Raw genomic sequence first — 14,366 nt, forward strand, 5'->3', positions numbered from 1 at the left:
AATTATTCTGCGGCGGCCGGCAGCTTCGGCGTGGCGCCGAAGTCTTCCGGGAAATGGGTGAGGGCGCTGACGACGGGGTAGGGCGTGAAGCCGCCGAGCGCGCAGAGCGAGCCGAGCTTCATGGTGTGGCAGAGGTCTTCCAGCAGGGCGAGATTCTGCTCGCGCTTCTCGCCGGCGACGATCTTGTCGATGGTCTCGACGCCACGGGTGGAGCCGATGCGGCAGGGCGTGCACTTGCCGCAGCTCTCGTGGGCGCAGAACTCCATGGCGAACTTGGCCATGTGGGCCATGTCCACCGTGTCGTCGAACACCACGATGCCGCCATGGCCGATGAGCGCGTCCTTGGCCGCGAAGGCCTCGTAGTCGAACGGCGTGTCGAACTGGTGCACCGGCAGGTAGGCGCCCAGCGGCCCGCCCGCCTGCACCGCCTTCACCGGACGGCCGGAGGCGGTGCCGCCGCCGATCTCGTTGACAAGCTCGCCCAGCGAGATGCCGAACGCGGTCTCGAACAGGCCGCCGTGCTTGATGTTGCCCGCGAGCTGGATGGGCATCGTCCCACGCGAACGGCCCATGCCGAAGTCGCGATAGAACTTGCCGCCCTTGTCGAGGATGATCGGCACGGTGGCGAGGGAGACGAGGTTGTTGATGACCGTGGGCTTGCCGAACAGGCCCACATGCGCCGGCAGCGGCGGCTTGGCGCGCACGAGGCCGCGCTTGCCTTCCAGGCTTTCGAGCAGCGAGGTTTCCTCGCCGCACACATAGGCGCCGGCGCCCATGCGCATTTCCATGTCGAAGGAGACGCCCGAGCCCATGATGTTGTCGCCGAGCAGCCCGGCCATGCGGGCCTTCTCAATGGCCTTCTCCATCACCACGAAGGCGAGGGGATATTCCGAGCGGCAATAGACAAAGCCCTTCGTCGCGCCCACGGCGAGGCCGGCGATGGTCATGCCCTCGATGAGGCAGTAGGGGTCCGCTTCCATGATGAGGCGGTCGGCGAAGGTGCCCGAGTCGCCTTCGTCTGCGTTGCAGACGATGTACTTCTGGTCGGCCGGGGCAGCGGCGACCGTGCGCCACTTGATGCCGGTCGGGAAGCCTGCGCCGCCACGGCCGCGCAGGCCGCTCTCGAACACCTCTTCCACCGTCCCGGACGGTCCCAGCTCCAGCGCGCGCTTCAGGCCGCGATAGCCGCCGTGGGCCTCGTACTCGGTGAGGGAGAGCGGGTCGATGATGCCGATGCGGGCGAAGGTGAGCCGCGTCTGCTTCTTCAGCCAGGGCAGCTCGTCCACCACGCCGATGCACTTGGGATGGTCGGCGCCATGCAGGAAGCCGGCGTGCAGCAGCTCGTCCACCTCGGCGGGCGTGACGGGGCCGTAGCCGATGCGGCCGCGCTCGGTCTCGATCTCCACCAGCGGCTCCAGCCAGAACATGCCGCGCGAGCCGTTGCGGGTGATGTCGGCGGTGATGCCACGGGCCAGCAGGCCGGCCTCGAGCCGCTTGGCGACCCGGTCGGCGCCGCAGGCGATGGCGGTGGCGTCGTTGGGAACGAAGATGCGGGGGGACTTCATCACACCTCTCCGAAGTGCTTGCCGGCGGCGACGCACTCGGCGATTTCGTCGACCGTAGCGTGGTCGAGGCGGCCGACCAGCTGCCCGTCCACGAGGGCGGAGGGGGCACAGGCGCACAGGCCGAGGCAGTAGATGGGCTCAAGCGTCACGCGGCCATCGGCCGAGGTCTCGCCCATGGAGACGCCCAGCTTCTCCTCCGCATAGGCGGTGAGGGCGGTGCTGCCCATGGACTGGCACGCCTCGGCGGCACAGAGCTTCACCACCGTGCGGCCCGGCGGCTCGCGGCGGAAGTCGTGATAGAAGGTGAGGACGCCGTAGACCTCGGCGCGGGAGAGATTGAGCGTCTCCGCGATCATCGGCACCACGGGATCGGGCACGAAGCCGAACGTCTCCTGCAGGGCGTGCAGGATCGGCATGGTCGCCCCGTCGAGATGCTTGTGCTCCGCGATCACCTGCGCTGCGCGCTCGGTGCTCCAATCCTCATAGACCGCCATGGACGTCTCACTTTCCCCAACTGACCGAGGCCGCGTTGCCGCTGCTTCGTGTTGCTTGGGGGAAAGTGTGTCATACGCGGCCCTTCAATCAAGGCAGCTGTGGGATGTTGCGATAGAACATCTCTATCAAGCGGCGCCCGTTCGAGACGAGCCAGAACCGGAAATCAAGGCGCTGGCCTGCGTCATTCCGGTCAGTCTGGGATGGTTCTTGGTATATTGATCGTGTTTTTCTATGCGGACACGGTTTTGGGAGCGGCCATGGCCGCTCCGAATTATTGCATTGCAGCAATTGCCGGGTCGGTCACGGTGGCCTGCTCCAGCTTCGGAGCGATGCGTCGCGCTTCCGCAACGAGAGCTGCCGTGATCGGCGTGGTCGGCTCCCGATGGGGCACCACGAGGCCGATGGAGTGGGAGATGTCCGGCTCCAGGATCGGAATCGACCGCACGGTGGAGGTGAGCCCCAGCGAGTCCGCGAGCATGGCCGGCATCACGCTCGACCAAAGCCCCGTGCGCACATGGGTGAACAGCACGATCATGGAATTGGATTCGAGTGTCGGCTTGTGGCTGGCGCCGGCGGCGGCGAGGAGATTGTCCACGATGCGCCGGTTCTGCATGTCCGGGGTGAGGAGGGCGAGCTGCAACTCCGCCACTTCCGCCCAGGTCACGCTTTCCCGGTCGCCGTATTTGGCATCGGCGGCCGTCACGAGGCGGTAGCGCTCGCGATAAAGCGGCACCGTGTTCACCCGGCCGAGGGGCTCGTTGTCGAGATAGGTGAGGCCCGCGTCGATCTCCAGATTTTCCAGGTGGTTCAGGATTTCGATGGAGGTGCGCGAGATCACCGTGAAGCGCACGTCCGGATGGCGGGCGCGGAACGGGGTCGTCAGCGCCGCCACCATGGGCAGGGCTGTGGGAATGGCGGCGATGCGCAGGGGGCCGGCGAGGCCGCGCTTCAGTGCGTCGATGTCCTGACGCATGGCGCGCGAGTCGGCCACGATGCGCCGCGCCCATTCCAGCGTCCGCTCGCCCTCGGGGGTGAAGCCCATGAAACGGGAGCCGCGCTGCACCAGCAGCACTCCCAGCGTGTCCTCCAGCTGCTTGATGCCGGCGGAGAGGGTGGGCTGGGTGACGCCGCAGGCTTCGGCGGCCCGGCCGAAATGGCGTTCACGGGCAAGAGCGATCAGGTATTCGAGCTTGTCTATCATGCCGCCATATCAGTGCCGCGGGCGGTGGCGCGCAAGGCGGCTTCGTTGCCGCACCGCAGCGCTGGCGGAGGTCATCCACTGCCGCAGCGCGACACGGGAAACATCGCTGCCGTCAGTGGCGGTAAGCCGAAGGTGTATTTGCTGATTCGCGCAATCCCACTCTCGCGAACGTGACCTTGGGCACGGGAACCGTCCACCAGCAATTAAGGTTATATTAGGGATGGCGATGGTGCGGCGGACCATCAGCCGGAATCGGGGAGAGGGAGTCCCGCGATGCTCCGCGTAGCCAATGGGTCTGTTCTGATTTCCGTGGTCGTGATGCTGTTCGCCACCCTGCTGGTCGCGACGCCCACCCTTGCCTTCCTGATGCAGCCGCACGAGCACCCGGCCGAAACGCCGAGGCCGCCTGTTCGCAGCGTATCCGCATTCGCCTGAGATCATATCGAGATGGAGCTTGTCCGTGGCTTGCGCGGCGAGGCTTCCGGGCGATATCGCACGTCTTGAGCCCCATGCCCCGGGGCATCTTCACGCGCGGGAACCGCGCCAAATTCGATGCCAGCGCCTTCGGCCCGAACGTCCGCTGCCCTGACCAGTCGCGAACGCCGGGCGGAACGATCGGGGCGCCGCACACGTCTTCAGCCTGAGCGGGCATCTCGCCAGCCACGGCCTCGAAACGGCGTGTGGCCGCGGTGAGACGCGGTGACGCTTGGGATGCGAAGAGCCTGGGATGGGGTGGAAAATGGCGGAACAAGCTGTGCAAGGAGCGCCGCAGTACGAAAATGCTGGCGAGCGTGCGCTTCCATCGGCACGCGGCCGGGAAGACGGGCTGCTGGCACTGATGGTGGCCTTCGCCTTGGGCCTTGCGCTGGCGCTCGTGCCCTTCGGCAGCGATGCCAGGGCGCAGTCGCGGGGGATGTTCCCCTCGCATGGCGGGTCGCCCCTGACGGACTTTTTCTCAGCCTTGTTCGGCGCTCGCCCGACCTATCGGTCCAGCGAGCAGCCCCGCATCATCGTCACCCCGCGCATGCTTGATGCGGCACCGAGCTACAGCGGCGGTGGCCACGGCTATTGCGTGCGCACCTGCGACGGGCGGTATTTCCCGCTCGCCGGCCGCGCCGGGGTGGAGAAGAGCGATCTGGCCCAATGCGCCGCCTTCTGTCCGGCCGCGAAGATGACCGTGGTGAGCACCTCGGATCCAGCGCGCGGGATCGAGGGAGCCGTCACCCGCGAGGGCAAGCCCTATTCGGAACTGCCCAATGCCTATGTCTACCGTCAGCGCCTCGTCGAGGGCTGCACCTGCAACGGCAAGGTCGGCGGCCTCACCCATGTGGATGTCATGGAAGACCCCACGCTGAAGCGCGGCGATGTGGTGATGACCGCCGAGGGCACCCGCGTCTTCACCGGCAAGACCAAGGGGCCGCCCTATCGCGCGGCGGACTTCGTCGAGCCGTCCCGTTTCCCCGAGCTGCCGCGATCCATGCGCGCGCGCCTCGACGAGCTCACGGTGGCCTCGCGATAGGCGTTACCGGCGCTTCGAGGCCTGCCGGGCGGTGTTGAGGGCCACGGCGGCCCGAATCAGGGTCTTGAACGCCTCGGGCTCCACCTCTTTCCCTTCATGAATGTCGATGGCCCGGCGGGTGCCGCCGCCGAGGCCCGCATTGAACAGCCCGCTCGGATCATCCAGCGCTGCGCCATGGGCGAAGGTCAGCTTCACGTAGGCCTTGTAGACCTCCCCGGTGCAGAGGATGCCGTCATGTTCCCATGTGGGCACGCCGGACGGATTGGTGGGCTTCACCCACTTCACCGCCTCGGTCACCTCAGGATCGGCCTCGTGGATCAGGGCGCGCACGCGGGCGAGGGCGTCGCCGCGCCAGTCCTTCAGTCCCGCAATCCTGGCGTCAATGCGGGCCTCAGGGGAATCGAGGTCGCTCATTCATCCTCTTCGGCTGTGCGAGAGGCAGATCGCGTCCAACCGGACGACTTAGACGGCCGCCCGGCTGCGCGCGGACTTGCGATTGCGACGGACGGTGCCATCGGACGGAACGGCATTGGCTTCGATCGCCGGAGCGTCGCCGGCGGGTGCCTCTTCTTCGGCGCTGCCGTCGGTTTGATCGAGCAGGGCGCGGATGCGCGCGGCAAGGTCGCCGCCGGCGTCATCCGCCACGGCCTGACGGATGGGTGAGCCGTTACCCTCCAACCGGGCGGTGAGGGCGGCGAGGCGCGCCGCGAGGTCGGTCATGCTTTCGCGCAGGATCGCGTTGTCGGCGCCATCGGCAGCAGAGACTTCGCTAGCGAGCGGAGCGGGAGCCGTATTGCCGTCGTCCCGGCGGCGCTGCACTGCCTCTTCCATGAGGGCGTGGTCGGCCTTGAGCATGCGCAGGGCATCCTCAAGCCGCCGGTTCTCGGCCTCGGCCGCGCCGAACTCGCTGGCGCGCCGCTGCTCGAAGGCGTGGACGACGGCGCGGTTGGCGTCGAGGTCGGCCTCCGCCGTGGCGAGCGTCTGGGCGAGCCGGTCGCGCTCGGCCTCCAGAGCGGCGATGGTCTGCGCCCGCGCCTCGCTCTCGACCACCTTGAGGGCAAGGGCTTCCTGCGCCTCGGTGAGATCGGTGGAAAGTTCGGTCGCAGCCTGGGCCGCGATGGCGCGGGCCTCAAGGGTGGCGGCGCGCTCGGCTTCAAGGGTGGCGGACGTTTCCTCGAGCCGGCGGGCGGTGTCGGCGAGGCGCGCGCTCAGGCTCGCCACGTCCGCTTCGATGGCGGTAACGCGGGTGCGGGCGGCGGCAAGCGCCTCCTCGCGGGCCTTCAAGGCCTCGGCCTGGGCGCGGGCATCCCCGGTGAGGGTGCCGTGTGCGGCTTCCAGTGCGGCGAGGGCGGCGACCCGATCCGCCAGCGCCTCTTCCAGGCGGGCGACGGTGGCGGTGCGGTCGGCGAGCTGGTCCTGCGTTTCGCCCAAAAGCACATCGCGCTCGGCGCTGGTGGCTTGCAGGAAAGTGTGCTGCGCCTGGAGGGTCTTCAGTTCCCCTTCCAGTTCGAACGTGCGCTGGCGCTGGGTCTCGATGGTGGCGGCGTTGGCGACGATGGTGTCGCGCATGGCGTCGGATTGCAGCTCCAGCCGCCGCTGGTTGAGGGCGAAGAAGGCGCGCTGCTGGTCCTTGTCGGCCTGCACCTCGAAGATGGAGATGGGCACCGCCGCCTCCACCCTTTTGGTGGTGAGCCGGACGGCCCGGTGCCAGACCGCGGGCAGCACGAGCAAAGCCACGAGCGTTGCGATCAGCACGCCCAGCATGAAGTACATGATCTGCTCGATCACGCGCGCACTCGCCCTTTGCCTAGAGGCCACATCGGCGGAGCCGCCCTGCGACCGAGCCTTCCGCCCGCCGTCGCAGGGGGCGCCAGCGTCATTCATGCCATGGCCCGCGCGCGCGTGCCAGCGCCGTCAGGCCCCCAATGCGATCAGAAGGGGTTCCAGGTGGGATTGGGGGTGAACTTGAGGTAGCCGAGATTGGCCCCGAGGCGCACGCCCACGCCCGAGCGGATCGGAACCACCACGATCCCGTCGGCGCCGAGCGCGGTCATGCCGAATCCCGCGACGAGATAGGCCGAGCCGGAGATGCCGCCGAAGCGGCGGAAGATGTCGTCCACGCTCTTCAGGTTGTAGACGAGGATCATGGTGCGGGCGCCGTCGCCGCCGAAGTCCCAGCCTACCGAGGGGCCCTGCCAGTAGACCTTCAGGTCGCCGGCGTTGCGGGTGTAGAGCACGCCCTCACCGTAGCGCAGGCCGCCGATGAAGGCGCCGGCGCCTTCCTGGCCGAGGATGTAGCCGTTCGGCTGGCCCCACTGGCCCACCGCCTTCTCGATGGACAGCGCCAGCCCGCGGGAGACGCTGCCGAAGAAGGAATGGCCCTTGCTCACCAGTTCGTTGGTTGAATAGTTCTGCGGCGCCGGCCCCTGTTGTGCGGCGGCCGGGGAGATCCCGGCGGCGAGCGGCAGGCCAGAGACAACGCCCATGGCGACCGCGAGCGCGCGGGCGGTCTTCAGGAGGCTCCGGGGGAAGCGGACAGAAGAGAAGCGCACGGAAGCAAAGCGCATGGGGTTTCTCGCGGTGGGCTTCGGCCGGAGGGCTTCAGCGGGCGGGCGGTGAAATTCGCAAACAGCGGGACGAATCGGTTCGATTATGGCGACCAGTGTGACCGCGCAAAGGCGCGCCGTCGCTTGTCCCGAGCCGTTGCATCACAATCACCATGGTGATCGCGTGTTATCGGAGCGTTAATCGGCGCTGCGCGCGCGGGCCGGGCCGCCGGCGCCCCAGGCGATGAAACCGTGCACCTTGTAGCTGGCGTCCGCATGCCCATAGGTGAGCGGGCTGCCGTCCGGACGGGTGACGCTGCCGCCAGCGGCGGCGACGAGGGCATGGCCGGCGGCGCTGTCCCACTCCATCACGGTCCCTAGGCGGGGATAGAGGTCCACCTTGCCCTCGGCGAGCAGCCCGAACTTGAGGGCTGAGCCGGCGGGGATGCGCTCCGCCACCTGATAGCGGCCGATCAGCGCGTCCGTGGCGGGATCACCATGGGAGCGGCTGGCCGCCACCACGATCGGCCCCTCGGGCACCTGACGGCAGGCGATGGGCGTCCAGTCCTGCGCATCCACCGCCGCGCCCGGGGCGCGGATGGCGCGGAAGGCGGCGCCGGGCCGGCCGGCGAACAGCAGCGCCCGCGCCGGGGCATAAACGATGCCGAGCACCGGCGTGCCGTCCTCCACCAGAGCGATATTCACCGTGTACTCGCCGTTGCCGGAGATGAACTCCTTGGTGCCGTCGAGGGGGTCGACCAGCACGAAGCGGTTGCCGCAATCGACCTGCGCGCCCAGCGCCATGGCCTCTTCCGCCACCACCGGCACGCCGGGCAAGAGGTGGGCGAGGGCGGCGCAGATGATCTCTTCCGCCGCATGGTCGGCCGCCGTCACCGGGCTGAGGTCCGCCTTTTGGCGGGCATCGATGCCCTCCGCCTCAATGCGCCGGATGGCGACGCCGGCCGCCAGCGCCGCCTCGGCCATCCCCGCGAGGATGGCGGCATCGGTGGGCGCGGGGGAGCGGGGAGGGCGCTGGGTCATTGTCGGATCTCGATGGGCTCGTTTCGGCCGTCTCTAGACGGGCGCGGACCGCATGTCGATGCGGCGCAGGGGGGCGCGGCTTGTGGCCCTTCCCGGCGGCGGTGTATCAGGGCCGGCCGTCCTTCGAGACGGATTCGCCATTTCGAGACGCATGCGGTGCCCGGCGCCGTCTCCGTCGCCGCCCCGGGAAACGTCATGTCCGCCGACGCCCCCCGCATTCCGCTTGCCGTTTCCGCGCTCGATCTCGGCGCGCTCCTGTGCTCGCGGGTCTGCCACGACGTGATCAGCCCGGTGGGCGCCATCGTCAACGGTCTTGAGGTTCTCGAGGACGAGAACGCTGCCGACATGCGCGACGTGGCCCTCGACCTCATCGCCAAGAGCGCCCGGCAGGCCTCGGCCCGGCTCCAGTTCACCCGCCTCGCCTTCGGGGCGGCGGGTTCGGCCGGCGCCCGCCTCGACACGGGCGACGCCGAGCAGGTGGTGCGCGGTGTGGTCGAGGATCAGCGCACGTCGCTGGAATGGACGCTGCCGCGTGTGCTGCTGCCCAAGAACCGGGTGAAGCTGCTGCTCAACCTCGTCCTGCTCGCCGGTACCACCGTTCCGAGGGGCGGCGTCATCCGCGTCACCGGGGCGGGGGAGGGGGACGACGTGACCTTCGCCCTCGTCTCCACCGGCCAGAGCGCCCGTATTCCGCAGGGCATCGAGGCGCTGGCGACGGGCACCCTTCCGGAAGGCGGGCTCGATGCCCATTCCGTCCAGCCCTTCTATGCCGGGCTTCTCGCCCGCGACTGCGGCCTTTCGATCGGCTTCACTCAGGACGGTGATACGGTTACGCTCTCTGCCGCCTGACCGTCGCCCGAGGAATGCCCCCATGCGTCTGGCCGCACGCCTGCTTCTGCGTCTCGCGCTGCTCTGCGGCGTGCTGGCGCTGGCAGGTGTGGCCGGTGCCCACGCGAGCTATCCCCATGATATGGCGCCGGGCGCGCAGGCGGAGGTGAGCCCGCACGAGGTGACGGCGCATGTTGCGCCAGTCACTTCGACCGCGCCCGAGAAGCGTCCGTCTTCCCACAGCCCTGCGGCCCCCCGTGCGACGCCCCAGCCCGTGGTGCCGGCGCATCTGGGTCATGCCGGCGGCGCCTCCATGCCGGCGGGACCGTCCTGCTGCTCCGGCTGGGGATGCCTGATGACCTGCCACTGGGTCGCGCCGGCGCTCGACCTCGCGACTGGGCCGAACGGACCCGGTCAGCGTCTCGCCTTTTCGTCCGCAAGCGACAGGCCGGCCCACGGACCCGAGGTCCAACTCCCGCCGCCCAGACCGCGCGCCTGACGGCTACGGCGCCGGCCGAGGGCGCCGGAACGGACATTTCATCATTCAGGAGAGACCCCATGCGGTCCCGTACCTACGCGGCGCGCCTGCGCGCGGCCGTGCCCTTGACCTTTGCTGCCGTGGTTGTCGCCGGCCTTGTGTCCATCAACCCGGCGGCGGCCCAGTCGGCCGTGCCCGGCGGACCGATGATGCACGATATGCCCCACGCCATGGGCGGGCCGGCCTCGACTGCGGCCGACACCCCATCCACGGCCACGTTCAAGGCTGCCGGGGCGCAGATGCACAAGGACATGGACATCGCCTATTCCGGCGATACCGACGTGGACTTCGTGCGCGGCATGATCCCCCACCACGAGGGGGCGGTTGCCATGGCTAAGGTTGAGCTCGCCTTCGGCAAGGATCCCGAGATCCGCAAGCTCGCGGAGGGGATCATCAAGGCGCAGGAGGAGGAGATCGCCTTCATGAAGGCCTGGCTCGCCCGCGCCGAGGCCCGCGCGAAGGCGAAGTAGCCGGAGCCCCAAAACGCAAGAGGTTCCGAAACGCAAGAGGTTCCAAAACGCAAGAGGCCCCGCTGGAGCGGGGCCTCATGACGAAAAGGAAAGGGAAAGGTCAGTCGGGTCAGACGGCGATGCGCTCGGCACCATGCATGGGCTCGCGCAGCACGTAGCCGCGGCCCCAGACCGTCTCGATGTAGTTCTTGCCGGCGGACGCGTTCGCCAGCTTCTTGCGCAGCTTGCAGATGAACACGTCGATGATCTTGAGCTCAGGCTCGTCCATGCCGCCGTAGAGATGGTTCAGGAACATCTCCTTGGTGAGGGTGGTGCCCTTGCGGAGCGAGAGCAGCTCCAGCATCTGATATTCCTTGCCGGTGAGGTGGACGCGGTTGCCCTCCACCTCGACGGTCTTGGTGTCCAGGTTGACGATTAGGTCGCCGGTCTGGATCACCGACTGGGCATGGCCCTTGGAGCGGCGCACGATCGCGTGGATGCGGGCGACCATCTCGTCCTTGTGGAAGGGCTTGGTGAGGTAATCGTCGGCACCGAAGCCGAAGCCCTTCACCTTGTCTTCCGTATTGGCGAGACCCGAGAGGATGAGGATCGGCGTCTTCACCTTCGCCACGCGAAGGGAGCGCAAGACCTCGAACCCGGACATGTCGGGCAAATTAAGGTCAAGAAGGATGATGTCGTACTCGTAGACCTTACCGAGGTCCACGCCTTCCTCACCGAGGTTGGTCGTATAGACGTTGAAGCTCTCGGTCTTCAGCATCAATTCGATGCCTCGGGCCGTAGCACTGTCGTCCTCGATGAGCAAGACGCGCATGGCTATCCCTTTCCTCGCAACTAGCCGAAAGGCGGCGGCGCCGACTTTCGTTGCTCGGCCATCGGGGTGATTCGCGTTACGTGTGTAGAATCGTTAACAGAACTCGATTCCTACCCACAAGAGTCTGCGGAAAAATCTTTGTGCATGAGAGTCAAGACTGACTCTGTTTCAGGCACTTAAGGTTTTTCCACAGCCCTCACGCAAACCGCCCGACCACCCCTCGCCCGAGCCCCTTGATCCGGCGTCCGGCTGAGCGCGCAGCGGCGCATCACCCGAACCGTAGCGTCATCATTAACGAAGGCGGTAAACGATTGGTTGCCGACGGCGTGATCCGTACGATTTTCCTGCCATGGCGACGCCGAAGGTAAGGAAAGGGCAACCAGCACAGGACATTCTCATTCCCGGAGGCCTCAGGCGCACACGGGCGGGCGTTGAGGGGCTGCGTCATTTGTACCGGAGTAGACGCCGATGAAGTCGCGTGACCCCCTGATCCGTGCCAAGCGGTTCCAGATCGACGATGCGCGCCGGCGCCTCGCGCAGATCGATACGATGATCGCCGAGTTCGAGCGCATGGCCCAGGAACTCGACCGCGACATCGCCGCCGAGGAGGCGCGCTCCGGCATCACCGATCCGCGCCATTTCGCCTATCCGCCGCTGGCGCTCGCCGCGCGCAACCGCCGGGACAATCTGCGCCGCTCCGCGGACGACCTTAAGGTGCAGCAGGACGAGGCCAAGGCCACGCTAACCGAAGCGGAAGCCGACCTCGCGCTGGTGGAGGCGGCCGGAGAGATGGACCGTTCCGCACGTGTGGACAACGCAACCCGCCGCCCGCCGCTCAGGCCCGCTGCGCCGGTGCGCTTCTGAACGCGGTATGGCTTGAGTTTCAAGGGGGTAGGCAGGTAGCCTTTGCTGCGGTGCGGCAGACGATTTTTCTCGTCCGCGGGCGGTTCCTGCAACCTTGAGGCTTCCATTCGGGTCTACCGCTCCGGTACCTTCTGCTCGGCCAAACCCCGAGCACGAGTGTTCCGTGACTCCCCACCGCAAGGTCCATGCCCTCGTCGACGCGGTTGCCGCGGGCGACCTGCGCGCGTTCGAAGAGCTTTACCGGCTGACCAGCCCGAAGCTCTACGGCATCGTGCTGCGCCTGCTGCGCCGGCCCGAGCTCGCCTCGGAGGCCATGCGGCAGGCCTACCGGCGGGTGCGGTCCGAGGCGCATACTCTTCGTCAGAATGAAGACCCGGTGTGCTGGATGGTCTCCATCGCCCGCGGCTGCGCCCTCGACATGGCCTGGCAGCGGCCGGTGGGCGACGCCTTCGAGCCGTTCGACGTGGCCCAGCGCGGCCATGATCCGATCGCCTCGCCGCACCGCAGCCCGGCTTTGACGCGCCTCCTGACCTGCCTCGGGCGACTGCCCGAGGAGCGGCGCCGGATGCTGCTGCTCGCCTTCTATGATGGCTGGAGCTACGAGGCGCTCTCGGTCTATTTCGACGCGCCCGCGCCGGCCATCCGCGCCTGGATGGCCCGCAGCATCCACCAGTTGGGCGAGTTTCTGGGGCGGCGGTCATGAGGTTCACCCCATGAGCCGGGCCTCTCCCGATCGCCTGCCCGAGCGTGTGGCGCCGCCTGATGCGGACCGTATCCTCGCCGCCGAGTACGTGCTCGGCACCCTCGACAATGAGGACCGTCGCCGGGTGCGTGCCCGCTGCGCCGCCGAGCCGCAGTTCGCCGCTCTGGTCCGCTTGTGGGAGCGCCGGCTGGCGCCGCTGCATGAACTGGCCGTGCCGGTCATTCCCTCGCCGGAGATCTGGCGGGCCATCGCCTCGGATCTGAGGAGCGCCCCGCCCGCCCTGCGCGGGGCCACCATGCCGCGCGGCATGTCGCCTTCACCCGATCCGCCCCGCCGGCCGGCCATGCCGGAAGGCCGGCCGCTGCGTTCGGCGGCAGGGACGGGGGAGGGCGCAGTCGAACGGGTGCGCCGGCTGTTCGGCCTTGGCCGGGGCGCCGAGCCGGGGCGTGTCGAGCCTTCGCGTGGAGCGGAACGGCCGTCCCGCCGCCGGGCCTTCCCCCCGCTCGAAGCCGGTCCTATAGGGCCGCCCCAGCCGATGGAGACCCCACGGGTGCCGGCCGGGCCGATCCGCGACACGAGGTCGGCGGGCCTGTTGCCTCAGGTGTCGTCCCAGTTGTCCCGTCCCCCGTCGCCAGGGCCGGGGACTGTGCCGACGGCTGCGCGGTTACCGGAGCCGTCCGCGCCCCTGCAACTGGTCGCGCTTCCGCCCCGCCCCCGCCCGTCGCCCGAGCCGCTCACGCCGCCGCCAGCCTTCATGTTCCTGGAGCCCGATCCGCCGCCGGAGCCGGAGCCCGTCGCGGAGGCGTCGCCCACGCCGGTCGGGGACGGCACGCCTATGGAAGCGGCACCGGCCGCGGAGAGCCTTCCGCCGTCCGAAACCGTGGCTGAGCCGGACGCGGTGGCTCCTGCGCCGCCCGTGGTGCTGGAGCCGACGGCCCCAGCGGTTTCCCAAGGCGCCCCCGATGCGGCCGAGCCCGCGCCCGTCGCCCCCGCGCCGACGCCGGTTGAAACGGAGCCGGCCGCCATGGAGGCCGCTCTGCCGCCCGTCGCTGAAGGGGGGCCTGAACCTGTCGCTGCGCCCATGGCGTTGGACGTGATCGAGGCCACGGAGCAGAAGTCGGACGAAGAGGCGGAGGCTGTCGCGCCGCCTGCCGCGCTCGCAAATGCCGCCGAGGTGTCTTCCCCTGAGGCCGCCCCTCAGGACGCGCCGTCGAGCGAGGCCCCGTCGGCTGATCCTGCCGCCGGGGAGAAGGCCGAGGAGGCGCCGCTGCCCGGATGGGCAACTGAGGTTGCTTCCGGTGAGGTGTCGGCGCTGCCGGACGAGCCGAGCGCGCCCACGCGCGTCGTTGTGCGTCACGGTCCCTGGCGCGGGATTTCGCTTCTGCTCGCGCTGCTCTCCCTGGGGCTGGGCGGGGTGGCGGCCTATCGCGAGTGGGTCTGGCCCGGTGAGGGCTATTGGGTTGCGGTGATGCAGGCGGAGCCGCTGCCCGCGGTGTCGGTGCGGATCGACCCCGATAGCGGCGCCGTGCATGTGCGGTCGTTCGCTCCGGCACCACCGGACGGCGAGACCTATCGACTGTGGCTGGTCTCCACCTCCGGTGCGCGGCTGATCGGCGCCTTCTCATCAGGCTTGTCCGAACGCGTGCCCGAACTCGCGCGGCTTGGCCGGAAGGGGCTTTCGGGCACCGAGCTGGTGGTGACACGTGAGCCGGCCGACCGGCCGGATACGACAAAGGGGCCTGAGGCAACCGTGGTCTATCGCGGCCGGCTGGTGCCGGAATGAGC

At 68.7% G+C, this 14,366-nt stretch carries 16 protein-coding genes; 8 read left to right on the forward strand and 8 right to left on the reverse strand.

What is annotated here, in order from left to right:
* Nucleotides 1-2: 2 nt before the first annotated feature.
* From ACE3QW_RS16910 to ACE3QW_RS16920, 3 genes are all read right to left on the reverse strand, one after another.
* Nucleotides 3-1,565, reverse strand: coding sequence for a formate dehydrogenase beta subunit (locus tag ACE3QW_RS16910; RefSeq protein WP_374252700.1), 1,563 nt, complete (start codon nt 1,563-1,565; stop codon nt 3-5).
* On the reverse strand, nt 1,565-2,059 hold the full coding sequence (locus tag ACE3QW_RS16915) for a formate dehydrogenase subunit gamma (protein WP_374252702.1): 495 nt from the start codon (nt 2,057-2,059) through the stop codon (nt 1,565-1,567). Before ACE3QW_RS16915 ends, ACE3QW_RS16910 begins: the two co-directional genes overlap by 1 nt.
* 272 nt (nt 2,060-2,331) lie before the next feature.
* The gene (locus tag ACE3QW_RS16920) at nt 2,332-3,261 is read right to left on the reverse strand and encodes a LysR family transcriptional regulator (RefSeq protein ID WP_024279610.1); all 930 of its coding nucleotides are present in this window, start codon (nt 3,259-3,261) and stop codon (nt 2,332-2,334) included.
* Nucleotides 3,262-3,534: 273 nt separating this feature from the next.
* Here ACE3QW_RS16920 and ACE3QW_RS16925 point away from each other — a divergent pair, with 273 nt between their 5' ends.
* Nucleotides 3,535-3,696: a hypothetical protein gene (locus ACE3QW_RS16925; protein ID WP_156026377.1), complete on the forward strand. Its 162-nt coding sequence runs from the start codon at nt 3,535-3,537 to the stop codon at nt 3,694-3,696.
* Between the two features lie 304 nt (nt 3,697-4,000).
* Complete coding sequence (locus ACE3QW_RS16930; RefSeq protein WP_374252704.1) at nt 4,001-4,780, forward strand: DUF2865 domain-containing protein; 780 nt, start codon at nt 4,001-4,003, stop codon at nt 4,778-4,780.
* Between the two features lie 3 nt (nt 4,781-4,783).
* Here the strand turns inward: ACE3QW_RS16930 and ACE3QW_RS16935 are convergent, their stop codons facing one another.
* The 4 genes from ACE3QW_RS16935 to cysQ form a co-directional block, all read right to left on the reverse strand.
* The gene (locus ACE3QW_RS16935; protein WP_374252706.1) at nt 4,784-5,194 is read right to left on the reverse strand and encodes a DUF1801 domain-containing protein; all 411 of its coding nucleotides are present in this window, start codon (nt 5,192-5,194) and stop codon (nt 4,784-4,786) included.
* Between the two features lie 48 nt (nt 5,195-5,242).
* Complete coding sequence (locus ACE3QW_RS16940; protein ID WP_374252707.1) at nt 5,243-6,568, reverse strand: hypothetical protein; 1,326 nt, start codon at nt 6,566-6,568, stop codon at nt 5,243-5,245.
* A gap of 143 nt (nt 6,569-6,711) precedes the next feature.
* On the reverse strand, nt 6,712-7,266 hold the full coding sequence (locus ACE3QW_RS16945; protein WP_374252771.1) for a DUF1134 domain-containing protein: 555 nt from the start codon (nt 7,264-7,266) through the stop codon (nt 6,712-6,714).
* Nucleotides 7,267-7,524: 258 nt separating this feature from the next.
* Nucleotides 7,525-8,367: a 3'(2'),5'-bisphosphate nucleotidase CysQ gene (gene cysQ / locus ACE3QW_RS16950; RefSeq protein WP_374252709.1), complete on the reverse strand. Its 843-nt coding sequence runs from the start codon at nt 8,365-8,367 to the stop codon at nt 7,525-7,527.
* A gap of 195 nt (nt 8,368-8,562) precedes the next feature.
* Between cysQ and chpT the strand changes: the two genes are divergently transcribed.
* The 3 genes from chpT (at nt 8,563) to ACE3QW_RS16965 (ending at nt 10,203) form a co-directional block, all read left to right on the forward strand.
* A complete protein-coding gene (gene chpT, locus ACE3QW_RS16955) occupies nt 8,563-9,216 on the forward strand; it encodes a histidine phosphotransferase ChpT (RefSeq protein ID WP_029557995.1) in 654 nt (217 codons plus the stop codon).
* 22 nt (nt 9,217-9,238) lie between these two features.
* The gene (locus ACE3QW_RS16960) at nt 9,239-9,694 is read left to right on the forward strand and encodes a hypothetical protein (protein ID WP_374252710.1); all 456 of its coding nucleotides are present in this window, start codon (nt 9,239-9,241) and stop codon (nt 9,692-9,694) included.
* Between the two features lie 185 nt (nt 9,695-9,879).
* A complete protein-coding gene (locus tag ACE3QW_RS16965) occupies nt 9,880-10,203 on the forward strand; it encodes a DUF305 domain-containing protein (RefSeq protein WP_374252772.1) in 324 nt (107 codons plus the stop codon).
* Between the two features lie 109 nt (nt 10,204-10,312).
* On the opposite strand, the gene ctrA is transcribed toward ACE3QW_RS16965, so the two are convergent.
* Entirely contained in the window at nt 10,313-11,014 is a 702-nt protein-coding gene (gene ctrA, locus ACE3QW_RS16970) for a response regulator transcription factor CtrA (protein WP_024279602.1), read from the reverse strand.
* Nucleotides 11,015-11,482: 468 nt separating this feature from the next.
* Here ctrA and ACE3QW_RS16975 point away from each other — a divergent pair, with 468 nt between their 5' ends.
* The 3 genes from ACE3QW_RS16975 to ACE3QW_RS16985 all read left to right on the forward strand — a co-directional run bounded on the left by ACE3QW_RS16975 (nt 11,483) and on the right by ACE3QW_RS16985 (nt 14,364).
* Complete coding sequence (locus ACE3QW_RS16975; RefSeq protein WP_024279601.1) at nt 11,483-11,878, forward strand: flagellar export protein FliJ; 396 nt, start codon at nt 11,483-11,485, stop codon at nt 11,876-11,878.
* 163 nt (nt 11,879-12,041) lie between these two features.
* Nucleotides 12,042-12,581, forward strand: a complete 540-nt coding sequence (locus tag ACE3QW_RS16980; RefSeq protein ID WP_024279600.1) for an RNA polymerase sigma factor — start codon at nt 12,042-12,044, stop codon at nt 12,579-12,581.
* Nucleotides 12,582-12,591: 10 nt separating this feature from the next.
* Entirely contained in the window at nt 12,592-14,364 is a 1,773-nt protein-coding gene (locus tag ACE3QW_RS16985) for a hypothetical protein (RefSeq protein ID WP_374252713.1), read from the forward strand.
* Nucleotides 14,365-14,366: the final 2 nt, after the last annotated feature.

The organism is Xanthobacter sp. (assembly GCF_041911315.1).
Taxonomy (GTDB): domain Bacteria; phylum Pseudomonadota; class Alphaproteobacteria; order Rhizobiales; family Xanthobacteraceae; genus Xanthobacter; species Xanthobacter aminoxidans.